Source organism: uncultured Thomasclavelia sp., assembly GCF_944324745.1.
Classification (GTDB): domain Bacteria; phylum Bacillota_I; class Bacilli_A; order Erysipelotrichales; family Coprobacillaceae; genus Thomasclavelia.
Map to the genome: position 1 here is coordinate 1 of NZ_CALUXO010000074.1, position 24,958 is coordinate 24,958.

Below are 24,958 nucleotides of genomic sequence, written 5' to 3' on the forward strand. Positions count from 1 at the left end.
ATATAAAGATTTCTCATCAAACCATCGCTAACTATGCCCAGGCTGCCAGCCATCTGCTTTTTCCTTGGCTGGATAATTTTAAGCATGATCTTAATGCTTATCATTGTGGCGATGAAACATATGTCAAAGTTCTAGGCAAAAAAGCCTATACCAAACTGCTTTATCGACTAATTTTTAGAGAAGTGTATAGTAACAATTTAATCACATATATTTTCAAACAATAATATAAAAAGCAAGAATTGTAAAATTCTTACTCTTGTAATACTTTTTCAATTTTACAGTTATGCTTTTTTGTTTTCTTATCATAGTTTATTCCAACTAATAATAAATTATTCTTATAGTGTTCCAAAGATTTAGGATATTCTTTTTCTTTGATTTGGTTAATAGCCGTCTTAATATCTTGATTCCATTTTAATTCTACTATCATTGCTGGTCTATCTTTTAATGGAATAAAAGCTATATCTGCAAATCCTTTACCACTTGGCATTTCTCTTATGATCGTATAATAATTTCTTGCGGCTATATGAGCTAGCATTATTGTATAAGCTAAAGCATTTTCATTGTTATAAGTTAAGAGACTTGTATCTAAATGCGCTAGTTCTATATATTTAGCCACAGTATTTTCATCTAAATTCCAAGTTGCTTCAAGTAATTTCTGACTATTAAGTAATGCTACTGTAGTTTCATTCCAATTTGAGTCTTCTATTGAATTGACAAAGGCACTGATTACTTCTTTATTAGGAATATAACAACTATTATTACTTTGATTATAACCTAGATAGCCTAAATGAATAAGCAGTGTTAGAATGTCATCTTTTGACTTGAATGTTGTCATATCGTTTTGAAATTTATTAGTATTTATTGTTATAGATTCACCAGATAACAATTCTATAACTGCTTCCTTCAATCCATCATAATTCATATCAATATATACTCTTAATGCTTCATAAGTTTCAGTAGATGTCCAATAGTTTTCATATTTTCGATCCGTTAAAGCATAAACTACAGACCGATGATTATAAACTGATATTTCTGGTGACATTTGATATCCATCATACCATTCCTTGATTTTATTATAATCCATATTAAATTTCTGACATAAATCTTTTACTTCATCTTCAGTAAATCCCATGAAGTTTTCTAATGGAGTAGGATTTATCATTGAAATTTCTTTAAACATATTTAATGCACTATGAGTACCATATTTTTTTATTGGAAGAATTCCAGTCATATAAGCTAGAGTTGTATACGGTTGATCTTTCAATAAATTTCTTAAAAAATCCAGATAAGCTTTTTGAGAATCAGTATCGCTTTGATATTCCCTAAAAATGCAATCCCACTCATCAATAATGAAGATAAAACTAGTCTGAGTATCATTGTAAATATCCTCAAAAATCTGTACCAAATCATCTTCATCAAAATAATCAATATCAGGATATTCTTTCTTTAACTCTCTAAAAACTAATTTAGTTAGACGATTAAGCATTTTATTTACATCATGAGTTTTACTTAAAAAACCTTGCATATTTATATGGATAACATTATGCTTGTTTAAATGTGTTAAATAATTATCTGTTTTACTAATTTTCAAATTATCAAAAATTTTTCTAGAATCACATCCTTTAGAATAATATGCTACAAGCATATTAGCATCAGTACTTTTTCCAAAACGTCTAGGCCTTGATACACAAATCATATTATTATCTTTATCATATATCCTATTTGTATATTCTATAAGTAAGCTATGATCAACGTATATTTCACTGTTAAATATTCTAGAAAATGGTCTGTTATCTGGATTTAAATAAATCCCCATATATTCACTTCCTTTCTGGCATAGTTATATTTTGACAAAATTTTATAATTTTATTATCAATATCTTAATTAATACACTTTTATAAATAGAATCCATTATACTCCTGAACTAAATAATAAGTTATACAACCAAGTATATTTTACCACAAATTTATAATAATTTAAAAAGCTTGTTTAAATTGTCGGAAAAACATCTTGGTATAATCTTATTTGTAAAGATATACCGAAGGGAGAGAAGAATAAAATGAAATTAAGTTGGAATAAACCTGAGATTATGGTTGAAAGTTTTCAACCTAATGAATATGTAGCGGCATGTTTTAAACTAGCTTGTGGTAGAGGTTCTGATCCATCACTACCATATGGGTATCATTGGGATTCACCAGAAAGAGGAGATGTCAGTCACTCAACAATAGGTACTCCGGATACATGTGGAGATGCAAGTGCAAATAGAGTTATCACTGATGATGGTGGTATTTTCCAAAGCGTCGGCGAATTCAACGGTGAACAAGGATGGTTAAATGGTGGATTAGATTATATACGTCAAATGGATGGAAATAATACCGTTGATCCAGGTGATGTAATTTTTTGGCATACTAATGCATCTGGTCGGGGCGATAAAAGAAAATGGAATCACTGGGGAGTTGTTCAACAAGAGGACCCAAATCATCCAAATCATTCATAAAATAAGTACAATAAATAAAAAGGTTATTACAAATCATAAGAAATGTAATAACTTTTCTTTTGGCTATAATTATAAAATTTATGTTTTCTTATAAATATAATTTATAAAAACTTAAGTTTATGCAATGTGTTTAATACAAATATTTATGATAAAAAATTCACTCATTAAGATGTTATAAAAATACTTTTTTAGTATTTTTATATGAGTGAATTTAAAATCATTTTTACTTAATTAAGAAGCATTTGGGTTAGTTTCATAATTTTCATTGCCAGGAGTCATAACATGATAATCACTATCAGCTCCTAACCTTTCATTCCACCAATATACTGCATATGCTCTATCGTGATTAGGATTAGTACCTCTAGTCACAAATCCATTTTCTTCTGGAGGGTTATCTTGAATTACGCCCTTATGCCATCTATTGCAGCCACTAAAGCCACCCCATCTGTTTGAGTATAATAATCTATCACCGCTATCCCAACGACCATTATCATTTGAATCATCATACAAGTAATAAAAAGTACTATTTCCTTGAGGAGTTGTACATTTTATTTTATAACAAGCTGCAATATATTGATTTGGTTTAAATCCTTCAACCATAACTTGTGGTTCATTCCATTCTAACTTCATTATTCTTCTCTCCCTTCGGTATATCTTTACAAATAAGATTATATCACTCTGATTATTTGTTTGCAAATAAATATTCACATTTTATGCAATAATAATTCTCATTTTATGTATTTGCTAAAAATATGAGTAATATATTTCTCTTTTTTGTAAAAAATATCGTTGATAAAATTATTTTTAGGACATATTTGTTGTAATTTTTTCGGAAATTTACTCTTAATTTATGTTCCAAAAACAACAAAAAAGGAGAAGAAAAATGGCGATTAGAAAGAGAAAAAGTAAGAAAGCAGAATCAGGTTTTACATATCAAGTTTACTTTAATTATGTTGATATTTTTAGTGGTGAACGTAAGAGATTTTCAAAGAGTGGATTCTTTTCATATGATGATGCGATATTGTATGAAAAGAGAAAAAGGATTGAATTAAATGCAGAACAAAATTATATAAAAAAATATAAAGTAACTATTGATCAAGTATTTGATGAATGGCTTGAATTAGAAGCTGTTCATTTTTATCAGGATAATACTATTATTGATTATAGGAGCAGGTATAATAAACATATAAAAAATAGACTTGGAAATATTTTAATAAGTGAAATTAATTATAGATTGTTTCAATCGTATTTTAATGAGAATTCTAATATTGGAATTGCAACTAATTATAAATTAAAAGATATTTTGAATGTAATTATTAATTTTGGAATTAAATGTAATTATGTTGATAATAATCCATTAAAACTAGTTCATATAACTGGAGAATATCGACCTAGAAATAAAAACAATTTAGTTTATAAAGATGAAGATTTTTTTAGAATAATTGAAAAACTAAATGATAATCCTTCTGACATTAGAAATGCATATATAACGGCTTTATTTATTGGCCGTTATACTGGTTTAAGAATTTCTGAAGTTTTTGCATTAGATAAAGATGATTTTGATTTTGACAATCAACTTATTTATATATCTAAAAAAATGATATATGCAAATAAAACCAGAAAAGAACTAATCGTTTCATCACAAATGAAAACTAAGTCATCCAAAGCCATATTACCATTTCATCAAGACTTACAAGAAATAATATCTAAATGGCTTAAAATTCATCCCCACAAACATGTTGTTAGTGACAGTCATGGTAAATATTTAAATCCAAAGCAATTAGAATATACACTATGGAAAATATCTAAAGAATTAGATACTCATTTCCATTTTCATATGTTAAGACATACTCTAGCAACAAGACTTGTAAATAGTGGAGCTGAGCTAAAAGCAACTCAAGAACTTCTTAGACATTCTAATATCACAACTACTATGAATATCTATACTCATGTCAATGAATCTAATAAAATCGAAGCATTATATAAGGCTTTTCCTAAAAAAGATAGCACTAAGTAAGTTTGATATAATCTTATTTGTAGATAGATATACCGAAGGGAGAGAAGAATAAAATGAAATTAGAATGGAATGAACCTAAGATCATAGCTGAAGAATTTAAATCAAATGAATTTGTTGCAGCTTGTGGTGATAGTGGTACTACTTATTTGTTTAATTGCGATGCCGGTGGAGGAACACCTGGTAGTGTATATCAAGAAACAAATGGAAAAGATGGATTACAAACAACTGGCGGAAGGGGTTATAGAGCTGATACAGAACTTACTGCCTGGCCATTTAATTATTACTATGCTTGTGACGAAAAACACACTGCTGAATCAACTGATGATTTTCTTAACGGATATTATTGTCCAAATGGCTATACGAGAAACGCCCAACAAGTTATTATCTGGCGAGGTATTCATGGCGATGATATTCACTGTACAACTAATCTTGATCAGGATTCATGGGAAACAGCAAAATCATAATTTAATACTGGTTGGAGATTATCTCCAACTTTTTTGTTAAATAGGAGTAGTTATGGAAAATGAAATAGAATATAAAGATACTTTAGAAAAATTTTTATTTACAAAAGCTTATAATAAATCACTTCCAATATATGGTGTATTAGAATTAACACCTTTATGTAATATGAATTGTGATATGTGTTATGTTAGATTATCTATAAATGAAATGAATAAAAAAGGTAAACTTCGTTCATTAGTAGAATGGATTTCATTAGCTGATGAAATGAAAAGTAATGGAGTCTTATTTATATTGCTAACTGGTGGTGAACCTTTATTATATCCAGGATTTAAAGAATTATATCTACATTTGATAAAAATTGGAATGATAGTAACCGTTAATACCAATGGTACATTAATTGATGATGAATGGATTCAATTTTTTATTCAACATAGACCTAGACGTATAAACATAACATTATATGGCGATGATGAAAAAACATATGAAGATTTATGTCATTATGGTAAAGGATTTAATAAAGTTATAAATGCTTTAAAAATGCTTAAGAAATATGATATACCAGTAAAGATAAATGGAAGTTTAACAAAAATCAATATGCACTGTGCAGATGGTATTCTAGATATAGGAGAACAATTAGATATACCAGTAAGAATAGATACCTATATGTGTTCAGGTGTTCGTGAAAGAAATAAACCATTTGCTTTTCAAAACAGAATGGACCCTATAACTGCTGCCAGAACTAGAATGAAAGTTTTACATCGAGAAATGGGTGATGAAGTGTTCTTTACTTCATGTAAATATGAGCTGGATAAAATCAATTATACTGATAAAGGTGAAAATCAACCATATAGTATGAAATGTAAGGCCGGAAGATGTTCATTTACAATTAATTGGCAAGGTAAAATGAGGCCCTGTGTAATAATGACAGAGCCAAGTATAGATGTTTTTGAAACTGGTTTTAAAGAGTCATGGAAAATACTTGTTGAAAAAACAAGATCAATTAAAGGTGGCTCAAAATGTAATCAATGTAAACTAAGAAATTATTGCAATACTTGTCCAGCATATGCATTATTAGAAGAAGGAAAATATGATAGTGTACCAAGATATATTTGTGAGTATACTAAAGAATCAATTGAAGTTATGAAAAATGAATTATGTAAAACTAGCAAATAATAAAAAACTATTGTTATGCAGACTCAATTTAAGTCTGAACAATAGTTTTTATCATTATGATCTATTTGGATGACCTGGAGTGGTTTCCGTTACCCGGCCTTGGTGATGCCATGTACGTTTATTCAAAAAAGAACCAGCACTAGTTGTCCAATAAATATAATCACCTACTTCAACTTCACTGATATTACCTTGTCTCTTATAAGTACCATCTGTATAAATCGTACACGCTAATGTTCCAAGACCATCAGTATTGATTTCGGACATTCTTTCAGGTGTACCATCATTATTACTGTCTGTTAGCCATTGATGTCCAATCGTTCCACAATGTTCACTTCGATGATCTTGCGCTGAATTATGAATCGAACTCTCATACTTATTTGCAAGTCCAGTTTCACAAGCAACACCCCAACAAACAGCAACATATTCATTAGGTTCAAATTCTTGAACTTGTATACTAGGATTTTTCCATTCTAACTTCATTATTCTTCTCTCCCTTCGGTATATCTATCTACAAATAAGATTATACCAAGATGTTTTTTCACCTTATGAATTTGGCACTGATAATAAGAATAAATAAATGTAATATTTTTCAATAAAATAGATTTTTTAATAATAATTTTCATTGAATATTAACCCTAACAAATACAAAAAGATTTCAAATTTTTTAGCCATTTGAAATCTTTCGTTTTGTACGATTATTTTCAAGATAAATCATTAAATAACTAACAGAAATTATAAAATCTAATTATATTTTTTAGCCATTTTATATGTATAATAAATATCAAATGGTAAAGATCCTATAAGAATGACCAAAGATAAAATAATACTAATTGATGAATGAACTAATAAGTTTATCATAATCATCAATAAACCAACAATGATAAATGATTTCCCACCAAATTGTTGACTTTTCTTCCATGTTATTTCATTTTTCATACTCCAACTAGTTCTAAGACCAATCATAGAGTTCATTTCTAATTTTGGCATCATAATACCCAGAATTATAATAATCACGCCTAATAATATAAAACTAAGTTGTTGAATATTGATTGGCATAGTAGATAAATTTTCAACTCTATTAAAATCAGCATAGAGAAAATAGAAAAACAAGATATTAAAAAATAATAACAACATTATACCTAAATTAATACCTATTTTCTTATTATTTCCCCTACTTTTTTCTTGCTTAGAAGCATATTTTGTAATCAGAAGCATGATAAAACCAAAAATAACCGTTATTGCCGGAAAGATAAATGTTTCATATTTACTACCCCACCTATCAACTCCACCATCGATTCCATAGTGAGCAGGAATTTGATCAGGTAAAAATGGTAACAAAACTAAAACCATAAATAATGGTAAAAACATTAGAAAGTAAAATAGTTTATTATTATTATTCATACCTTGTTCTCCTTTAAAACTATTATTTGATAAATTTCTTAAAGAAACATTAAAATCAAACAGTATTAAATATCATTTCTTTAAATAAATTATATAATAATTGCATGAAAAATAGAACAGACTTTAAAAGATAGTATATAGTAATTTCAATACTATATATTCACAAAATAAATATGATTATTAATTTAAAATATCAATCATGATATTTTTGTATTGTACTGTTGCAGTATATAATTTTCTATAACTATCTCTTTTGCTAATTAAATGATGTTTATTATACTTTTATAAATTGAAAATCTTTGAAAAACATAATTTATATAAGATTTACTCTATTAAATTAGATATAAACAAAATTACTAATTATGGTATCTACTAAATTTATGAAAAAGCTAAAATTTAGTTTTAATTTACAGTAATGTTTTTATAATTATATAAAGTCGATATTTTAATTATGAAACTATAAAATTACCCATCATCAACTTCAATAACCAACTTTCCAACAAGAGCAGATTTATATATTTACTTACCATATTTTTCACTATCTTGCTTGATATTTCCTTTATATTGTAAAGATTTTTTAGTATATTGCATAATTTCAAATTTATTGCCATCGGGATCATGAATCCACATTTGCCATGTTTCTGATTGGCCTTTATTGGGTTCAACATCAATTTCAACACCAGCTGCAATAAGTTCTTCTCTGGCTTTGTAAATATCATCGACCATTAAAGCAAAATGCGAATATCCTAGTCTTGTATCTGGCTTTTCATGTTCTAACTGTCCATCTGCTTTAGGAAACAATTCCAAATATTGTCCTAGTGCTAATTCAATAAATATATAAGCGATTCCAGTTGGATCAGTTTTAGCCCTAGTTGCCGCCCCACGATTAATTTGATCTTTATAAGCCTCATAACGCATTATTATCTTAGCTTTTAATCCTAATTTATTTTCATAAAAATTCCTCATTTCATTCATCTGATCAGTATAAAATGATAAATGCATCACTTCATTAAATTTCATAACATTCTTCCCTTCTAATCATTGGTAAATATTGATTTAATACTGATATTTAATCTAAATCTCTACCATCACTGGCAATTACTTTTTTATACCAGTAAAATGAATCTTTTTTAATTCTATGAAGATCACCATTACCATTATCATCCATGTCAACATAAATAAATCCATATCTTTTATCCATTTGCCCTGTTGTAAATGATACTAAATCAATTGGGCCCCAAGTAGTATAACCAAAAATATTAACTCCTTCATCTCTGGCTTTCATTAGACTTAGGATATGTTTTCTTAAATAATCAATGCGGTATTCATCATGGATTGAACCATCTTTTTCTATTTTATCAAAGGCTCCAAGACCGTTTTCTACATCAAATATTGGCACTTGATAACGATCGTATATAAAATGTAAAAAATATTCATAACCAATTGGATCAATTTGCCAACCCCAATCTGAAGCTTCAATATATGGATTCTTTAAATCAGTAACTCCACCAGCGCCACCTAAGGATTCACCCTCATTTTCATGAGTAGTAATAACATTGGAGTTATAATAAGAATAAGCTAAAAAATCAGCCTTCCCTGCCTTTAAATCCTTCTTATCTGCTTCTGTAATATCCAACCTTACGTTATATCTATCCCATATTCTTTTTGCATATGAAGGATAATAACCACGAATCATAGTATCTCCACAATAACCAAATTTATCTTGAAATTCCTTGTATGCCATAATTACATCACTTGGATCACATGTATATGGATAAATACAAAATCCTGCAATCATACACCCTACATTCATATTTTCATCTATTTCTTGAGCAATTTGAACTGCTTTAGCTGAAGCAACCATCTGATAGTGTAACTTAGTTAAAGCCTGTTGTTTTCCTCCATCACCTTCAAGAGTTAACAAGATATTAATTTCATTAAAAGTTAACCATTTATTGACTAAATCCTTATATTCTAGAAAACAAGTTTTTGCAAACTCAACAAACTGATCAATCATTTTACGATTAGTCCAGCCACCATAAGTTTCTTCTAAATAAACTGGCTCATCATACTTATATAAAGTAATAACTGGATCCATGCCATACTTACGACATTCTTTAAATATATTACGATAAAATTCAACTCCTTCATGATTGATACCTCCTTCAACACCATAAGGATATATTCTAGCCCATGATATTGTCGTATTAAATGTTGTAAATCCCATTTCAGCCATTAAAGCAATATCTTCTTTATACCAATGGTAAAAATCAGCAGCAATATGATTTGGATATTTAATATCATCAAACAACTTATATTTAGCACCTTTTGGCAACTGATCAAACTGTCGCATTTTACCTCTAGTACCATCAGCATTCAAATAATGTATATAACGACGATCGTTAGTAGATCCTACATCACCAAAATCTACTTGAACCGGGCTTTTACCTCCTTCATCCCCACCACCTTCAATTTGTGCAGCACTTATAGAACCACCCCATAAAAACTTATCTGGATAACTCATTTCTAATTCCTCCTCTTTCATCACTTCTTTTACTTTTTATTTATTGATTAAATAGATAACAACGTTCTCTATTAATTCAATACTTTTTCTTAACACCAATCTATTTCCAATTCTTAATTAAATTATTAAATTTTTATAAGACTCTTTGTTGAATAAGTTATAATTTCTAAAATAAAACTTTGATAATCTAATCTTCTTAATAGTTTACTAACAATGAATATCAATCATTATTTTTAGTCATTTTAGTTATTTCTTTAATATTTCTTATTTTGTATCGTTCTTTTATACATGAGTGAATAGATAACGCTTAAAATATATTGAAAACCTTCTTGTGAATAAAATGTTGCAATTCTATCATATGTATCTTCCTGATGCGGGATAATAATTTTATAATTACAATATCGAATCAATAAACTATCTTTACAACCTGTTATTACAATAAATTTAGTTCTATTTTTAATAATTTCCCTTACACATTCATTGTAATAGTCAGTTCTATCATAAGTTATAAACAAACAGCAATCTTTTTTCCCAGCATTCTTAGCATAAGAAACTTCTTCATCATATTGTGTTGCTAGATGAAAGAACTTAGCAATTTTAGTACATTTATTAATAAAATTAAGAGCTGTAATTTCTGAATCACCACGACCAAAAACAAATACTCTATCACTTTCAACTAATAAATCAGCTATCTCTTCTAATTTTGATATGTCTAATTCACTATTTATTAAATTTATAGTATTCTTATAAACACTTGCTATACTGTTTGCTATTTCTTGACTAGATTCATCATAACTAAACGGTATAAAATAATTTACTTGATTATTTACATATTTGATTGATTCAATCAATCTAGCTAGTTGAATTTTGAAATCTTTATACCCATTAAAACCCAATTTTTTACAAATACGAATTATAGTAGATTTTGATGAGAAAGTGTTTTTTACCAGTTCATTTATTGACATATCAATCACTCGATTAGCATTATCATTGATGTAATGAACTACTGTCAGTTCTAAATCAGTAAACATATCATAATTATGTAACTTTTCAATTAAACTCATTTTGACACCTCACTAATATAAATCATTTAAATATTAAGCAAAACAAATAAATAAGATGATTCAATATCAAAAAACTATTTGTTTCATCAATTCTATAAAATAAAAAAATCTTCTTTTATATTTATTAATTTTAACAAAATATCCAAAAATAACATTATTATTTCATTTATTGATACTTAGGTGTTTTATAACTTCCTTTATTTTTAATAAATTAGCATACTTAGGTCCTAAAACTTTCAAATCAAATTATTATTTATTTAATTATGCTAAGCTAAATATCGAGTTATGTAAGGACTTTTATAAACTACTTTAACTTTTGTCCATACTCCCAAAACATCGGTTTATGAAAGCACATTACTCAAAAAAGATTAAAGAGAGGAAGAGAAATATGGAAAGATTTCAAAGTATTTTACTGAAATTTGGAACCTGGGCAAGTCAAAATAAATACTTGTCTGCGATCAAAGATGGGTTTCAAAACTTTATGCCTTTTATCATTATTGGAGCAGTTGGGATATTATGGTCAAATGTTATCGTTAATGCCGAAACAGGATTAGGAGCAATTTTTAGTCCAATTATGGCCTTAGATTTTTTAAATCCTGCTTTTGATGCTTTAAACTTTGCTACTATTAACTGTATTACATTAGCAATTACTTTTTTAATAGGCGCTGAAATTGCTGAACACAATGGAATTGACAAAATGTTTGGTGCGATTCTAGCAATTGCTTCATTACTTACAATTACACAATCATCTTATGATTTTATTGTCGATGGTAAAGTTATTGAATCTATCACCGGAATTTTTGGTAATTCTATTGGCAGCCAAGGACTATTTACTGGAATTATCATTGCAATTGTTTCTGTTGAATTATTCAGTTTATTCTTTAAAATTGATGCTCTTAAAATTAAATTACCTGATGCAGTTCCTCCTCAAATTGCCCGTTCTTTTGAATATTTAATTCCCGGGTTTATCGTTATGGCAATTATTTCTTTATTAGGACTTACATGTGAACTGTTAACTAGATATTATTTAAATGATTTGATTTTTAATCTAATTCAAACGCCATTATTAAATATTGGTGGATCATTGCCTGGTGTTTTAATTTTTACATTTTTAATTGGGGTATTCTGGTCTGTAGGTTTACATGGTGATAATATGGTAAATGGTGACTTTCTTCCAATTATTACAACTTTAATTGTTCAAAATACTGAAATGGTTGAAAAAGGATTAGAACCTGTAAATATTGTCAATTATTCTTGGTATCGAATTTTCTCTTGTACTGGTGGTACGGGAATGGTTTTAGGATTGGCATTAGCAATTTTTATTGTTGGTAAAAGAGCTGAAAATCGCTCAATTGCATCTATTGGAATTACTGCTAATTTATTTAATATCATGGAAGTTGAAGCTTTTTGATTGCCTATTGTTTTAAATCCTATTCTTATAATTTCATTTATCTTAGCACCTATTGTCTGTGTAATTATTGGTTATATTTTGACTGTTATTGGTTTTTGTCCAATAATGTATTTAAATGTTCCATGGACCATGCCACCTTTCTTATATGGTTTTATTGCCAGTGGTGGCAATATCATGGGTGGTATTTGTCAATTAATCGCTATCGTTGCTGCAACAATTATTTACATTCCTTTTGTAAAAATGTATGAAAAACAACAAGCAATCGAAGATAATAAAAATGCATAAAAATTAAATATTTATTCATACAAGGATTGCATACTTCTAAAGAAATATGCAATTCCTTTTCTTTAAAATATAAACAATCATTATTAAAACACTAACCTTCAATAATAATTTAAATTCATATTTTTTAAACATTAATGTAAATTATAAATCACAACTATTCTTTACATTATATCAGTACTAGGATATAATTTTTTCGTAACTGGTATAATCCCTTAGGTCTTTGATGCTTTTAGCATGTTCCTTTTATTAATTATTTAGACAGTACCAGTTACTTTTTATTGGCATATCTTAAAATAACATATCAAACAAAGAAACGAGCTAGGTAAATAATCACCTAACCCGTTTTTTACATTCATAAAAACTTTAGATAGTTTAACTCTCTAGCATTAATACTATCAATCCATTTTTAACTATTTATATATTAATCGATTCTCTTAGTATATCCCATATATTATTTCTCAACTATCTTAACATTAACATAATAAGATTTTGTAATTTTATCTTTAAAATAACTTAGGAATAAAGATAATAAGTCCGATAACTACCGAAGCAATAGCACTAATAAGTACCGAACCCGCCGCAACATCTTTAGCATATTTAGCAAGTTCATGGTAATCAGGTGAACATAAATCAACAACTGCCTCAATTGCAGTGTTTACTAGTTCTAAAGAAATAACTAAAGCAAATAACAAAATACAAATTAACCATTCTGTTATTGATAAATGAAAAATAAAACCACAAATAATAACTAAAATCATAAATATTATATGTATCTTAATGTTTCTTTCCTTTTTTATACAACTAATAATACCGGAAATGGCATAATTTAGACTTTTGTAAAATGGATCTTTATGCATAATATTAACTCCTCAATATTAAAAATATTTTTAATGATTTCAAAACAAGTATAAGATTAATAATATTATATAATATTGTCTCTTTGCTTTCAATTAACCTTATTAATCATAATTGAGACTACAATTGGGATGCTAATTTAAATTTTTACTACGATTTTAACAGTCATTATATTCAATGACCCTCAACATTTTAAAATAAATTAGTTTGTTATTGGAAATAATAACAATAGAACAAATAATATAATTAATAAGTTAGGAGAAATTAAAAGATGAAAAAAGACAAGAATGCTATTACATTTGCTGTTCTATCAAATGAATGGTTAAATCTAAAAAAACAGTCTGTTAAATATTCTACATTTATCAAATACAAAACAATTATTGAAGTACATCTTCTTAAATTATACAATCAAAAACCACTCGAAAATTGGTCAGAGCATGATTATTATAGATTGTTTGAGCAATATGATAAAAATAAATTAACTTCCAGTACATTACGCACCATTAAGTATGTCTTAAAAGATATCCTGTCTTATGGAGAAGAAATATATGATCTTAAAGCAGTAAAATTAACGCGAATTAAAATAAGTGGAAAGAATAAATCAGTTGAAGTAATAAATGATATACAAAGACGAGACTTAATAATTAACTGTCAAAAAACATATGCTAATATTAATGTTGCTATTTTATTAGGACTACAAGCTGGATTGAGGCTAGGAGAAATTTGTGGTCTAAAATGGAATGATTTAGATTTTGAAACAGATACTATTACTATATCAAGAACCGTTCAGCGCGTTAGAAATACAGTTGACCACCCAAGAACTATATTAATTGAACTTCCACCCAAAACCAATTCTTCAAAAAGAATTGTAATAATGACAGAATCATTATCATGTTATCTAAAATACTATAAAGACTTCTACAATCCAGATTCTGATTTAACATACATTCTTTCAAATAGTTATAAAATACCTGATCCAAGAGTTATACAAAGAAAATTTAAAAAGATATGTCAATTGGAAGATATGGATATTAATTTCCATGTGCTTCGTCATACTTTTGCCACAGTTTGTGTAAAATACAAAATGGATATTAAAGTATTAAGTGAAATGCTAGGACACTCCAATATATCAACAACTTTAAATCTTTATGTGCACCCTACCCTAGATCAAAAAATCGAAGAAATGAAAAAAAATTGATATGTAAAATCGCAGAATTAATTATTCTATGACAATTTTTTGTAAAAATTCTAAAGTATTTTTGATAGTTATTTAGTTATTTTTTGTTTAAAAGTGCTTTAAAAATTATTAATAGTAAAAACATTTTGTAGCTGTTTCATTAATATCGTTATTGATATTTTGAAACAGCTTTTTTAAGCAAAAAAAAGAAAGTACTTCAACTCGAAGTACTTTCCCTAGTCAGTGGATCTTTTGCTAATGTTTAAGGACAATTAAGCATATCTTTTATCAATTTTAATTTATGATCTATAGGTATTAAATTATAGTATATTGTCATAAGTGTTTATTTTTTAGAAATGTTTATTAGTGTTAATTTAGTGTTTTCAATTTAAAACCAATTACATAAATAATAGAAAGACTTTCACTGACACTTTAATTCTACCATATTTAACAACATTGTGAAACAAAAAGAACCAAAAATGACAATAGTTTTGCATATTTGTTTATTTTATTTAATTTCTAAAACAAATTTTCTAATACATCAAAGAATACTAAATCAATATTTCTTAAAAAAAGCAAAAAATGGCTAAGTATAGTCATAGCCATTTTTTCTATTATTTATATCAAATTATTATATTTTTAAATAATTAATTTAAATTCTAAAATAATAATATTAACACATATCAATTAATTATATAGTTCCTTGTAATTATAAAATAACGCTTTATGCTGCCTTATTGACAGTGACATATTTCCAATATGCTCGCTGTTTTCCACGGCAGGCAATTACTGGATAATTTGAGTAACCAAATTCTCGAGCAATTGTTCCTTTAGGAACCTTATTGGCATGTGTTAATTTTCCATTCACTACTGCATATTTCATTTTCAGTTCCTCCTTTATCTACACCTATATTATAGATAAAATAAAGAAAAAGATAAAACACAATAGTGTCTTTTAAAACCTAAAAAACGGTTTTAAAATAAAATTATTTATTTTTTTCAACAAATGACTTCTTTACCCATAAAGAAACAGAGCCACCATCACAGATAAATTTACCATTCCCGTTTTCGTCAATGATGACTTCCTGATTGATATTATTTAAATAATCAACAAAGGTTTCTCCATGATGACATTTACCAATATACATCTCTTTTTCACCACTAGGTCCATCACTCATAATAACTGCCATTGAACTATTGATATGCTCTAAATCGCCTTCATAAGTCCATCCAATAACATTATGATGATCAAAATAATCATGCTCATCCCCATAAAGGCACTCATTTCTAACTTTAAGCATTTTATCAATCGTCACTTTAAAACAATCGACACCATATTCTTCCATTCCATAATAATCACCATAGAAGACACAAGGATATCCTTGATTTTTTAATAAAATCAAAGCATAAGCTAAAGGTTTAAACCAGTTAGCTACCGAACTTTGTAATGCCTGTCCTGGTTGACTATCATGATTATCGACAAACGTCACGGCATATTTAGGAGCTAATTTTACTAAAGTACCTTCAAAGATAGAACCCATATCAAAAGTTCCATTACTATGAGAAATTTGATAAAATTTAAAATGTAATGTTACATCAAATAACGTCATACAATGTTGACTGACATCTAAATAATGCAGTAATTTATTTACATCTCCATGCCAGTATTCTCCCACGGCAAAAAGCTGTTTATTGCTGTAAGTTCTAAGTTCCTGTAACCATTTAGTAAAAAAAGTAAAATCGATATGCTTAACAGCATCTAAGCGAAAGCCATCAACATGGGTAAAATCTAAATACCATTTACCAAAGCGAATTAATTCGTCGACAACAGCTTGATTATCGAAATCGATATCCGCCCCCATTAAATAATCATAATTACCATTTTCATTATCTACTAACTCATCCCAGCTATCACCATTAAATTCATAGATAGCATGGCGCTTACTACGTTCATCATAATCGACCCCATCAAAGCAATCTCGGTTCCAAACAAAAGTTGAATACTTACCATTACGACCACGACAATCAAAACGGGTCCAGACTTCGATTTGTTCTAAATCAGAGACAACTTTATTACGATCATTACTATCGTTTTCCACAGCCATGACTAATTCAGTTCCATCAGCACCCATGCGGTGATTTAAAACCATATCGGCATAAACTTCTAGATGATATTTATGAAGTTCTTCAATTGCCACTAGATATTCATCTTTCGTTCCATATTTAGTTCTAACCGTTCCTTTTTGATCAAATTCACCAAGATCATATAAGTCATAGACACCATAACCAACATCATTGATACCGCCTTGACCTTTAAATGCTGGTGGTAACCAGATTGAACTAAACCCAGCCTGAGCAATATTTTTAGCTTCCTGTTTAACTTTTTTCCAATGATTACCATCATTAGGTAAATACCATTGGAAATATTGAATCATGACACCATTAACCTTATGATTTATTGACATACATTACGTGGTTTCCCTTGTTTAAACATTTCGATATTTAAACAAACCTCTTCAATAACCCGATTCCGTGTTTCAATTGGAGCCCATGCAATATGTGGTGTCATTAATAATTTAGTTGGATCATTGATCGTTAATAAAATATTATCTTTAGTTAGTGGTTCCTGTTCAAAAACATCTAACCCAGCTCCAGCAATCTGATTATTTTTTAAAGCAGCCACTAAAGCCTGTTCATCAACAATCTTGCCACGACCAACATTGATCAAATAGGCATTTCGTTTCATTTTACTAAATGCCTCTTGATTAAATAAACCAGCGGTATTTTCATTTAAAGGAGCATGAATGCTGATAATATCACTTGTTTTTAATAATACATCAAAAGAGACCGGATGATATTCATCTTGAATATTTTTATTGCTGGTAGAATAATATTGAATTTGGCAACCAAAAGCTTTAGCAATTTTAGCAACCTGTTTACCAATTGCCCCTAAACCAACGATCCCCCAGACTTTTCCTTTTAATTCATGAAAAGTATAGCCTAAATGAGTAAACATCGAACTAGAAGAATAGTTACCCGAAGCCACGTATTGATGATAATAATGATTTTTATTATATAAATCTAATAATAAAGCAAATGTATGTTGAGCTACGGCATCTGTCGAATACCCCATAACATTACAAACCGTAATCTTAGCTTCATTACAATACTTTAAATCAATATTATTAAATCCGGTAGCTGTTACACAGATAAGCTTTAAATTAGGCGCCTGTTTTAAAATATCGGCATTTAAAACATGCTTATTAGTGATAACAACAGTGGCATCTTCAATTCTTTCAACAATTTGATCAACTCTTGTCTGTTCATAAATAACTGTGTTCCCATATTGATATAGTTTACTACAATCAATATCACTTCCTAATGTTTCACGGTCTAAAAAAACAATTTTAAAATTGCCACGTAACATCATCATTATTTCATCAGATTCTTTTCCTTGTAACAAACAACCAAGTTTTTTAGCTAATTCATGATAATTCTTTTTTACATAACGACAATTACCAGTCATCATTCCATTTTCAATGTTAAAGTCTAATTCATGGTTTAATAATAATAAAGCTAAATATCGATTAGTTATTTCTTCGGTATTTTTCACCATTTCAATAATAACATTGGCAAAGTTTTCATCCTTTTGATTACAAACAGTAAAACAAGTTTGAATATCATCATTATTAGCTAGTAGTTGTAAAAATAATGAATTAGATAATAATGGTAAAATAAAATTATAAATATTGATGGGAACTGCCCCATAACCAGCAGTAAAATCAAATAATACTTGACATCCCATTTTTTCATCATTAATAATATCAATCAAACTACTTCTCACTCCTAAAACAAATTTATAATAATTCTTTGACGATCTTGTAAAGTAATATCATCATAAATAATAAAACAATATTTAAAACGCTTATAGCGATGATCATATTTTAAAACATTATAACTTAAATATCGGCTTTTAAACTCTTTAGCCCCACTACCACATGAAGATCCAGCCGCGATAACATATAACCCTTCTTGATATGTAAAAAAAGGTAAATGCTTATGACCATGAAGAACATATTGAATATTATGCTTTCTTAGCCATTTAACTAATTCCTGACTATCAACTAAAGCCTTGGTACTATCTAACAATTTCCCAACAAACAGTTTTTCTTGCCAGCGCTGCTTTAAAAATTCATCACGGGTAATTGGAAACAGATGATGATGCAACATCACGATCATTGTATATTTTTGTAGATCTTTAATTTCAGCCAATTCTTCATCGATAGCATCTAATTGTTGCTGCCCTACTTTTCCTCGAGCTAGATTCCCTTCCCTCGTTGAATCAATTTTAATCAGAATTATTTTTTCCTCTTCTAATACTTTAATTTTCTCTCCTAATAAAAAAGCAATAACTTTACTTTTTTGACGTTTAAAAATATTTAATCCATGCACAATAACATCATGATTTCCCAAAATAAAAGAGACATGTGCTTTATACCTAGTTTTCAACATTTTCAAAAAATCATCAACTTCATACATATTCTTTCGATTTGGAGAATTCATCAAATCACCAGTAATTAGAAATTTAAGCTGATAATATGATTTTAAGATGGGAACTGTCTCATCTAAACTCTGCTGTAAAGCTAATCGTCCAATATTTTTCTTTTTACTACCTAAATGCAAATCACTTAATTGAATAAAAAAGCTATCATAAGGACTTAGGTATTTAATTGAAAAAATAGTATCATGTTTTATTTTAAACATTATCTCATCGATATCTTGCAGAGTATGAACAGGTACAAAAACTGACTGATCATTTTTGAAAATCAAAAAACCCGGCCAACGATCTATTTGATATAAAGCATTGATAAAATGTTTATGCGGTCCATAAAATGATAGATCATCTTTTGATAATAATTGATGACAATTAATAACACTGATATTATCACTTTTTAAATCCTCGACTATTTTTGTTGAGGTTAAATAAGCATTGATTGGCTCACTGTAATCAAAACTTGATAAGACAATAATTTGGTATTTTTCCTGCTCCTGTAAAATATAATTCTTTAATTGTTCTAAATCTTCTATTGCAAAACGTTCGTATATTTGTTCCAGAGTCTTAGCTTTAGTTAAATCAATAAATGTATCAAAGGAAATATTATCTAGAGCATTTAAAACAATATTTCGGTCATGAAGCCAGTTACGCAGCTGACATAATCCTTTATACCCATCTAATAAACGGGTAAAATAATTAACACTGGTATCAAAGATTAAGTTTAAATATGCGTTAATTAGATCATATTCATTCACTCTATGTCGCCCTGCTGCTAAAAAAATCCAACAGCATCAAAATTACAGCTGAAAATTTAAGCAGCTTTTCCTTTCTTACAAGATAAATATTATTATTGATATAATCATTAATAAAAATATTCCTTGGCTATATTTTAAAATATTTACGGTAGCTTGGCAATGTTTTTAATCATTTCTAAATAAAAGAAAAGCCTATGAAAAATAGGCTTAACTAGAATTTTAAATTTCTAGGTGTTCTTGGATATGGTTCAACATCACGAATATTTTGCATACCAGTTAAATACATTAAGAAACGATCAAATCCCAGACCAAATCCAGCATGTTTACAACCACCAAAACGACGTAAATCCATGTACCATTGTAATCCTTCTTTGTTCATTCCCTTTTCATCCATAATTCTTTCTAGTACATCATAACGTTCTTCACGTTGTGACCCACCAACTAATTCACCAATTCCTGGTACTAATAAATCACAAGCCGCGACAGTTTTATTATCATCGTTTAAACGCATATAGAAAGCTTTAATTTCTTTAGGATAATCAGTTAAAAATACTGGTCCTTTAACAACTTTTTCACAAATATAACGTTCATGCTCACTGTTTAAATCCATTCCCCATGAAACCTTATTTTTAAACTTAACATCAGCTTTTTTCAAAATTTCAATTGCTTCAGTATAAGTCATTCGTTTAAAATCACTGTTTTTAACTTTAGTGATTCGGTTAATACAATCTTTATCAATCATTGAAGCAAAGAATTCCATTTCAGCTGGAGCATTATCTAATACATAATCAATACAATATTTAACCATATCTTCGATTAAATCCATATTATCTTCCAAATCAGCAAAAGCAATTTCTGGTTCAATCATCCAGAATTCACTGGCATGTCTTGAAGTATTAGAATTTTCAGCTCTAAAAGCTGGTCCAAAAGTATAAACATCACGATAAGCTAAAGCAAAAGCTTCAACATGTAATTGTCCAGTAACAGTTAAGAAAGCTTCTTTTCCAAAAAAGTCTTCTTCGAAGTTAGTATCATCAATAGTTGTTGCTCTAAACATTTCTCCAGCCCCTTCACCATCGTTGCTAGTGATAATAGGAGTATGAACATAGACAAATCCTTGAGATTGGAAAAATTCATGAATTGCCATTGATAAAACACTACGTAATCTAAAAATAGCATAGAAACTATTAGCTCGTGGTCTTAAATGAGGAATTTCCCGCATAAATTCAAATGAATGACGTTTTTTCTGTAATGGATAATCATTATCACAGCTTCCTTCAATTTCAATTTCAGTAGCTTCAACTTCAAATGGTTGTTTTCCTTCAGGTGTTAATTTTAACTTACCAACAACTCTGATTGCACTTCCGGTTGAAATTTTTTCAATTTCTTCATAATTTTCTAATTCTTCTTGCAAATATACAATTTGTAAGTTTTTAAAATAAGTACCATCATTTAAAGCAATAAAACCTAATTTCCCGTTATTGCGATTAGTTCGAACCCAACCCTCAAGTTCAACATACTCATATCCTTCTAGATCCATCATTTGATTGCTCAAAAACATCTCATATAATTCCCTAACGGTAATAAACTCAAACATATTAATCCTCCTAATTTTTACTTTATATTTAAACAGCTTATTGTCGATGTGAATCCATCTTTAAAACTAATTCCTGAATTGCGACAACAACATCAACCTGTTGAACTTCAACTCCAGGTTCAACTGTAAAATGGGTATGTGTAAAATCAACTATTCCCTTGATTCCTAATTTCATCAATCGATCAACAGTAGCCTGCACATTATCAGATATCGCCAAAATAGCAATTTTACAATCCTTAGGAAACGTCTTTTCTAAATCATCAATATTATAGATTTTAACCCCAAAACGTTCCCCTTCTTTATTTTTATCTTGATCATAACCACAGACGATCTTTCCAACTGTATATTGCCACCGATTATATTTCAATATGGCACTACCGAGATTACCAACACCAATAATAATAATTGATTCATCAAGACCTAAGCCTAAGACCTCACTCAATCCATCAATTAAATGCTTAACATCATAACCTTTACCTCGTTGTCCAAAATTATCAGTTTTTGAAAGATAAGTAAAATCGCGACGAATCGTCGTATCTTGAATACCAGTAAGCGTTGATAACTCACTTGATAAACAATTTTCTTTTCCTTCATGTTGCATTTTTCTTAATGCTTTTAAATAGATTGGATAGCGAGACATCGTAGCATTAGAAATTTTTTTATCCATTGTCCATAACCTCACTTACTGATTCTTTTTCCAAATCCAAATTAGGTTTAATTCCCAATGATAAATCACTAAACATCTTTAAATCATACATTTCCTTAGCAGCAAGGGCAATCATCATCGCATTATCAGTACAGCAATTCATTGGTGGTAACAACAAGGCTACATTATCTAATTTAGCCACTGCTTCTTCCATAGCTTGACGTAAACCTTTATTAGCACTGACACCACCGGCCAGCATTACTTGTTTTACGTTATAAGCTTTAGCGGCTTTGATCGTTTTACCAACCAATGAAGCAATAACCACATTTTGAAAAGAGGCCGCTAAATCGTCTTTATTAATCGTTTCATGTCGTAAATTGGCTTTATGATTTAAATTAATGACTGCTGATTTTAAGCCACTAAAACTGAAATTAAAACTATCATCATCCAATGGAACTGGCAATTTGTAAGTTGGTTTACCAGCAGCCGCCATTTTATCAAGTACTGGTCCCCCAGGATATGGTAAATTCAATACTCGGCCAACTTTATCATAAGCCTCACCAACAGCATCATCTAAAGTTTGACCAATTACTTCAAATTCAAATGGAGCTTTTAACAACACCAGCTCGCTATGGCCACCACTAACAACTAAACAAAGACTAGGATATTCCATATCCTGATTATAATTATTAGCATAAATATGTCCGGCAATATGATGAACTCCAATTAATGGTTTATGATAAGCCATCGCTATCGTCTTTGCTGCCTGTAAACCGATATGTAAAGATCCTACCAGTCCCGGACCTTTAGTAACGGCCACAGCATCAATTTGATCAATTGATACATTAGCCTGTTTCAAAGTTTCTTTTAAAACTAATGAGACACATTCAACATGTTTTCTACTAGCAATTTCTGGTACTACGCCACCATATAATGCATGGACATCAATTTGTGAAGCAATTACACTAGATAGAAATTCCCGTTTGTCTTTTAAAATAGCCATGGCCATTTCATCACAGCTAGATTCAATTGCTAAAATTAGTGACATTCTTTCCCCTCCATTTCTTTAATCATTAAATAGGCATCTTCATGATTATCTTGATAATAATCTTTTCTAATTGCCACTGTTTGAAAACCAAACTGCTGATATAACTTAATTGCTTTTTGATTAGATACTCTAACTTCTAAACTAATATTATCATAACCTAAATATTTAGTAATTTCGATACATTTATTCATTAATGCTTTAGCAAAACCACGACCTTGATATTGCTTTTTTACTCCTAAAGTTGTAATTTGGCTTTGATCACCTAAATTCCACATTCCTAAATAACCAGCAATCTGATCATCTTCTTGTAATATCAATATGGTCGAAAAAGCATTTTTTTCAATCTCATAAATAAAATCATCCTTGCTCCAAGGTGAAGTAAATAATTCCTGTTCCAAAGCCACTACTTCATCAATATCTTGTAATTCCATTCGCCGAATTATCATATTTTTTTAGCAGCTACTCCTTTTAAATATTGTGGAACAAGATTATCAACATTACTTTGGTAATCGTAACTCAAACTAGCGTCATAAATATTTTGACATAAATCCACTGGTTTAGATTCATAACCAACTAATTGACTATCACCGACCACTTGATAATCTTCATAGTTTTGCTTAAAACTTGAAAAATCTGCAATATCCAGCAACTGATCTGCAACTACTGGTTTATTTTGATTATATACGCCCACAAACACTTTTTGACTGCGAGCATCAATAACACTAATAGCTTTTTGATTACCCGCATAGCCATGTAATGAGGATACTGCTTTAATTTTAATGTTTGAAATAGCTGCCAAAGTTTTAGCGATAGTTAAAGCTACTCTTTGTCCCGTATAAGAGCCTGGACCAATGGTAATAACCATTTCATCAACATCTAAAATTTCCCAGTGATGTTTATTAAGTAACTCATTTAATCTAAGCAAAGCATCTTCACTTTGCCGACGATTCCCCGCTTCCTGATATTTTTCAAGGGCCACTCCATCCTGGTAAAGTCCGATGACTAAATATGAATTCGATGTATCCATAATTATTGTTTTCATCCTAACGCCTCCAATAACTGTACATATTGCTTATCTTTAGTCGAGAAAATAAATTTACGAGAATTATCATCTATTTTTTCAATAACAACATCTAAACGCTCTTTTGGTAAAATATCTTCAATAAATTCTGGCCATTCAACAACACAAACATCATCACTATCAAAAATCTCTTCAAAACCAAGATCATCATCTTGACCTTCTAAACGATAAGCATCAAAATGCGATAATTGCAAACGACCTTGATATTGCTTTAAAATTGTAAAAGTTGGACTATTAATAACACTTTTTATTTCTAATCCCTGACCAATCCCCTTTGTAAAAGTCGTTTTACCAGTTCCTAAATCACCATTTAAAGTCATTAACATTCCTGGTTGTAATAATTGACCAATTTTTTTTCCTAAAGCTAGTGTTGCCTGGATATTTTCCACAATAATTATTTTCTCCATTAT

At 29.0% G+C, this 24,958-nt stretch carries 26 protein-coding genes; 8 read left to right on the plus strand and 18 right to left on the minus strand.

All coding sequences use genetic code 11. The features are described 5' to 3' along the window. A partial coding sequence (locus Q0K54_RS09660; protein ID WP_294580649.1) for a hypothetical protein occupies nucleotides 1–224 on the plus strand: 224 nt, incomplete at its 5' end. A gap of 26 nt (nucleotides 225–250) precedes the next feature. Here the strand turns inward: Q0K54_RS09660 and Q0K54_RS09665 are convergent. Then, nucleotides 251–1,816, minus strand: a complete 1,566-nt coding sequence (locus tag Q0K54_RS09665) for an AAA family ATPase (protein ID WP_294580652.1) — start codon at nucleotides 1,814–1,816, stop codon at nucleotides 251–253. Nucleotides 1,817–2,059: 243 nt separating this feature from the next. Between Q0K54_RS09665 and Q0K54_RS09670 the strand changes: the two genes are divergently transcribed. Further along, nucleotides 2,060–2,497, plus strand: a complete 438-nt coding sequence (locus Q0K54_RS09670) for a hypothetical protein (protein ID WP_294580654.1) — start codon at nucleotides 2,060–2,062, stop codon at nucleotides 2,495–2,497. Between the two features lie 231 nt (nucleotides 2,498–2,728). On the opposite strand, the gene Q0K54_RS09675 is transcribed toward Q0K54_RS09670, so the two are convergent. Beyond that, nucleotides 2,729–3,127 (minus strand): hypothetical protein, encoded by a 399-nt coding sequence (locus Q0K54_RS09675; RefSeq protein ID WP_294580656.1) that lies wholly within the window; start codon nucleotides 3,125–3,127, stop codon nucleotides 2,729–2,731. 253 nt (nucleotides 3,128–3,380) lie between these two features. On the opposite strand from Q0K54_RS09675, the gene Q0K54_RS09680 reads away from it, so the two are divergent. Genes Q0K54_RS09680 through Q0K54_RS09690 form a run of 3 tightly spaced genes read left to right on the plus strand, consistent with a single transcriptional unit; the run spans nucleotide 3,381 to nucleotide 6,149 of the window. Continuing rightward, nucleotides 3,381–4,514, plus strand: a complete 1,134-nt coding sequence (locus tag Q0K54_RS09680) for a tyrosine-type recombinase/integrase (protein WP_294580658.1) — start codon at nucleotides 3,381–3,383, stop codon at nucleotides 4,512–4,514. Nucleotides 4,515–4,567: 53 nt separating this feature from the next. Further along, complete coding sequence (locus tag Q0K54_RS09685; RefSeq protein ID WP_294580659.1) at nucleotides 4,568–4,978, plus strand: hypothetical protein; 411 nt, start codon at nucleotides 4,568–4,570, stop codon at nucleotides 4,976–4,978. A 52-nt stretch (nucleotides 4,979–5,030) separates the two neighbouring features. After that, entirely contained in the window at nucleotides 5,031–6,149 is a 1,119-nt protein-coding gene (locus Q0K54_RS09690; RefSeq protein WP_294580660.1) for a radical SAM protein, read from the plus strand. A 54-nt stretch (nucleotides 6,150–6,203) separates the two neighbouring features. Here the strand turns inward: Q0K54_RS09690 and Q0K54_RS09695 are convergent, their stop codons facing one another. The 5 genes from Q0K54_RS09695 to Q0K54_RS09715 all read right to left on the minus strand — a co-directional run bounded on the left by Q0K54_RS09695 (nucleotide 6,204) and on the right by Q0K54_RS09715 (nucleotide 11,138). Then, nucleotides 6,204–6,629, minus strand: coding sequence for a hypothetical protein (locus Q0K54_RS09695; protein WP_294580663.1), 426 nt, complete (start codon nucleotides 6,627–6,629; stop codon nucleotides 6,204–6,206). Between the two features lie 261 nt (nucleotides 6,630–6,890). Further along, nucleotides 6,891–7,550: an SdpI family protein gene (locus tag Q0K54_RS09700; protein ID WP_294580666.1), complete on the minus strand. Its 660-nt coding sequence runs from the start codon at nucleotides 7,548–7,550 to the stop codon at nucleotides 6,891–6,893. A 519-nt stretch (nucleotides 7,551–8,069) separates the two neighbouring features. After that, a complete protein-coding gene (locus Q0K54_RS09705; RefSeq protein ID WP_294580668.1) occupies nucleotides 8,070–8,570 on the minus strand; it encodes a VOC family protein in 501 nt (166 codons plus the stop codon). Nucleotides 8,571–8,619: 49 nt separating this feature from the next. Further along, nucleotides 8,620–10,074 carry a family 1 glycosylhydrolase gene (locus tag Q0K54_RS09710; protein WP_294580671.1) on the minus strand — a complete coding sequence of 485 codons (1,455 nt, stop codon included), beginning with the start codon at nucleotides 10,072–10,074 and terminating at the stop codon, nucleotides 8,620–8,622. A 254-nt stretch (nucleotides 10,075–10,328) separates the two neighbouring features. Next, the gene (locus Q0K54_RS09715; protein WP_294580673.1) at nucleotides 10,329–11,138 is read right to left on the minus strand and encodes a MurR/RpiR family transcriptional regulator; all 810 of its coding nucleotides are present in this window, start codon (nucleotides 11,136–11,138) and stop codon (nucleotides 10,329–10,331) included. A gap of 388 nt (nucleotides 11,139–11,526) precedes the next feature. Here Q0K54_RS09715 and Q0K54_RS09720 point away from each other — a divergent pair, with 388 nt between their 5' ends. Together Q0K54_RS09720 and Q0K54_RS09725 are read left to right on the plus strand one after the other, a co-directional pair. Continuing rightward, nucleotides 11,527–12,549 carry a PTS transporter subunit EIIC gene (locus Q0K54_RS09720; RefSeq protein WP_294580676.1) on the plus strand — a complete coding sequence of 341 codons (1,023 nt, stop codon included), beginning with the start codon at nucleotides 11,527–11,529 and terminating at the stop codon, nucleotides 12,547–12,549. Then, nucleotides 12,550–12,834 carry a hypothetical protein gene (locus tag Q0K54_RS09725; RefSeq protein ID WP_294580679.1) on the plus strand — a complete coding sequence of 95 codons (285 nt, stop codon included), beginning with the start codon at nucleotides 12,550–12,552 and terminating at the stop codon, nucleotides 12,832–12,834. Between the two features lie 503 nt (nucleotides 12,835–13,337). Here the strand turns inward: Q0K54_RS09725 and Q0K54_RS09730 are convergent. Beyond that, the gene (locus tag Q0K54_RS09730) at nucleotides 13,338–13,691 is read right to left on the minus strand and encodes a diacylglycerol kinase family protein (RefSeq protein WP_294580682.1); all 354 of its coding nucleotides are present in this window, start codon (nucleotides 13,689–13,691) and stop codon (nucleotides 13,338–13,340) included. Nucleotides 13,692–13,960: 269 nt separating this feature from the next. Here Q0K54_RS09730 and Q0K54_RS09735 point away from each other — a divergent pair, with 269 nt between their 5' ends. Then, complete coding sequence (locus tag Q0K54_RS09735) at nucleotides 13,961–14,887, plus strand: site-specific integrase (RefSeq protein WP_294580684.1); 927 nt, start codon at nucleotides 13,961–13,963, stop codon at nucleotides 14,885–14,887. Between the two features lie 703 nt (nucleotides 14,888–15,590). Here the strand turns inward: Q0K54_RS09735 and Q0K54_RS09740 are convergent. The 10 genes from Q0K54_RS09740 to tsaE all read right to left on the minus strand — a co-directional run bounded on the left by Q0K54_RS09740 (nucleotide 15,591) and on the right by tsaE (nucleotide 24,955). Further along, nucleotides 15,591–15,749, minus strand: a complete 159-nt coding sequence (locus Q0K54_RS09740; protein WP_294580687.1) for a hypothetical protein — start codon at nucleotides 15,747–15,749, stop codon at nucleotides 15,591–15,593. A 103-nt stretch (nucleotides 15,750–15,852) separates the two neighbouring features. Next, entirely contained in the window at nucleotides 15,853–17,331 is a 1,479-nt protein-coding gene (locus Q0K54_RS09745; protein WP_294580690.1) for an alpha-amylase, read from the minus strand. Then, entirely contained in the window at nucleotides 17,322–18,698 is a 1,377-nt protein-coding gene (locus Q0K54_RS09750) for a D-2-hydroxyacid dehydrogenase (protein WP_294580693.1), read from the minus strand. Before Q0K54_RS09750 ends, Q0K54_RS09745 begins: the two co-directional genes overlap by 10 nt. A gap of 14 nt (nucleotides 18,699–18,712) precedes the next feature. Further along, entirely contained in the window at nucleotides 18,713–20,176 is a 1,464-nt protein-coding gene (locus Q0K54_RS09755; RefSeq protein ID WP_294580695.1) for a metallophosphoesterase, read from the minus strand. Nucleotides 20,177–20,387: 211 nt separating this feature from the next. Beyond that, on the minus strand, nucleotides 20,388–21,773 hold the full coding sequence (asnS, locus tag Q0K54_RS09760; protein ID WP_294580698.1) for an asparagine--tRNA ligase: 1,386 nt from the start codon (nucleotides 21,771–21,773) through the stop codon (nucleotides 20,388–20,390). Nucleotides 21,774–21,810: 37 nt separating this feature from the next. Continuing rightward, a complete protein-coding gene (locus tag Q0K54_RS09765; protein WP_294580700.1) occupies nucleotides 21,811–22,440 on the minus strand; it encodes a redox-sensing transcriptional repressor Rex in 630 nt (209 codons plus the stop codon). Beyond that, nucleotides 22,433–23,467: a tRNA (adenosine(37)-N6)-threonylcarbamoyltransferase complex transferase subunit TsaD gene (gene tsaD / locus Q0K54_RS09770; protein WP_294580703.1), complete on the minus strand. Its 1,035-nt coding sequence runs from the start codon at nucleotides 23,465–23,467 to the stop codon at nucleotides 22,433–22,435. Before tsaD ends, Q0K54_RS09765 begins: the two co-directional genes overlap by 8 nt. Further along, nucleotides 23,458–23,913, minus strand: coding sequence for a ribosomal protein S18-alanine N-acetyltransferase (gene rimI, locus Q0K54_RS09775; RefSeq protein WP_294580706.1), 456 nt, complete (start codon nucleotides 23,911–23,913; stop codon nucleotides 23,458–23,460). Before rimI ends, tsaD begins: the two co-directional genes overlap by 10 nt. Next, nucleotides 23,910–24,509: a tRNA (adenosine(37)-N6)-threonylcarbamoyltransferase complex dimerization subunit type 1 TsaB gene (gene tsaB, locus Q0K54_RS09780; protein WP_294580707.1), complete on the minus strand. Its 600-nt coding sequence runs from the start codon at nucleotides 24,507–24,509 to the stop codon at nucleotides 23,910–23,912. Before tsaB ends, rimI begins: the two co-directional genes overlap by 4 nt. After that, the gene (gene tsaE / locus Q0K54_RS09785) at nucleotides 24,506–24,955 is read right to left on the minus strand and encodes a tRNA (adenosine(37)-N6)-threonylcarbamoyltransferase complex ATPase subunit type 1 TsaE (RefSeq protein WP_294580711.1); all 450 of its coding nucleotides are present in this window, start codon (nucleotides 24,953–24,955) and stop codon (nucleotides 24,506–24,508) included. Before tsaE ends, tsaB begins: the two co-directional genes overlap by 4 nt. Nucleotides 24,956–24,958 lie beyond the last annotated feature (3 nt).

Bases quoted from the DNA above. Each gene is read 5' to 3' on its own strand.
- tsaB (WP_294580707.1), bottom strand. From the start codon at position 24,509: ATGAAAACAATAATTATGGATACATCGAATTCATATTTAGTCATCGGA.
- Q0K54_RS09700 (WP_294580666.1), bottom strand. From the start codon at position 7,550: ATGAATAATAATAATAAACTATTTTACTTTCTAATGTTTTTACCATTA.
- asnS (WP_294580698.1), bottom strand. From the start codon at position 21,773: ATGTTTGAGTTTATTACCGTTAGGGAATTATATGAGATGTTTTTGAGC.
- Q0K54_RS09730 (WP_294580682.1), bottom strand. From the start codon at position 13,691: ATGCATAAAGATCCATTTTACAAAAGTCTAAATTATGCCATTTCCGGT.
- Q0K54_RS09705 (WP_294580668.1), bottom strand. From the start codon at position 8,570: ATGAAATTTAATGAAGTGATGCATTTATCATTTTATACTGATCAGATG.
- Q0K54_RS09685 (WP_294580659.1), top strand. From the start codon at position 4,568: ATGAAATTAGAATGGAATGAACCTAAGATCATAGCTGAAGAATTTAAA.
- Q0K54_RS09745 (WP_294580690.1), bottom strand. From the start codon at position 17,331: ATGTCAATAAATCATAAGGTTAATGGTGTCATGATTCAATATTTCCAA.
- Q0K54_RS09690 (WP_294580660.1), top strand. From the start codon at position 5,031: ATGGAAAATGAAATAGAATATAAAGATACTTTAGAAAAATTTTTATTT.
- Q0K54_RS09765 (WP_294580700.1), bottom strand. From the start codon at position 22,440: ATGGATAAAAAAATTTCTAATGCTACGATGTCTCGCTATCCAATCTAT.
- Q0K54_RS09740 (WP_294580687.1), bottom strand. From the start codon at position 15,749: ATGAAATATGCAGTAGTGAATGGAAAATTAACACATGCCAATAAGGTT.
- Q0K54_RS09695 (WP_294580663.1), bottom strand. From the start codon at position 6,629: ATGAAGTTAGAATGGAAAAATCCTAGTATACAAGTTCAAGAATTTGAA.
- rimI (WP_294580706.1), bottom strand. From the start codon at position 23,913: ATGATAATTCGGCGAATGGAATTACAAGATATTGATGAAGTAGTGGCT.
- Q0K54_RS09715 (WP_294580673.1), bottom strand. From the start codon at position 11,138: ATGAGTTTAATTGAAAAGTTACATAATTATGATATGTTTACTGATTTA.
- tsaD (WP_294580703.1), bottom strand. From the start codon at position 23,467: ATGTCACTAATTTTAGCAATTGAATCTAGCTGTGATGAAATGGCCATG.
- Q0K54_RS09720 (WP_294580676.1), top strand. From the start codon at position 11,527: ATGGAAAGATTTCAAAGTATTTTACTGAAATTTGGAACCTGGGCAAGT.
- Q0K54_RS09670 (WP_294580654.1), top strand. From the start codon at position 2,060: ATGAAATTAAGTTGGAATAAACCTGAGATTATGGTTGAAAGTTTTCAA.
- tsaE (WP_294580711.1), bottom strand. From the start codon at position 24,955: ATGGAGAAAATAATTATTGTGGAAAATATCCAGGCAACACTAGCTTTA.
- Q0K54_RS09680 (WP_294580658.1), top strand. From the start codon at position 3,381: ATGGCGATTAGAAAGAGAAAAAGTAAGAAAGCAGAATCAGGTTTTACA.
- Q0K54_RS09665 (WP_294580652.1), bottom strand. From the start codon at position 1,816: ATGGGGATTTATTTAAATCCAGATAACAGACCATTTTCTAGAATATTT.
- Q0K54_RS09735 (WP_294580684.1), top strand. From the start codon at position 13,961: ATGAAAAAAGACAAGAATGCTATTACATTTGCTGTTCTATCAAATGAA.
- Q0K54_RS09710 (WP_294580671.1), bottom strand. From the start codon at position 10,074: ATGAGTTATCCAGATAAGTTTTTATGGGGTGGTTCTATAAGTGCTGCA.
- Q0K54_RS09675 (WP_294580656.1), bottom strand. From the start codon at position 3,127: ATGAAGTTAGAATGGAATGAACCACAAGTTATGGTTGAAGGATTTAAA.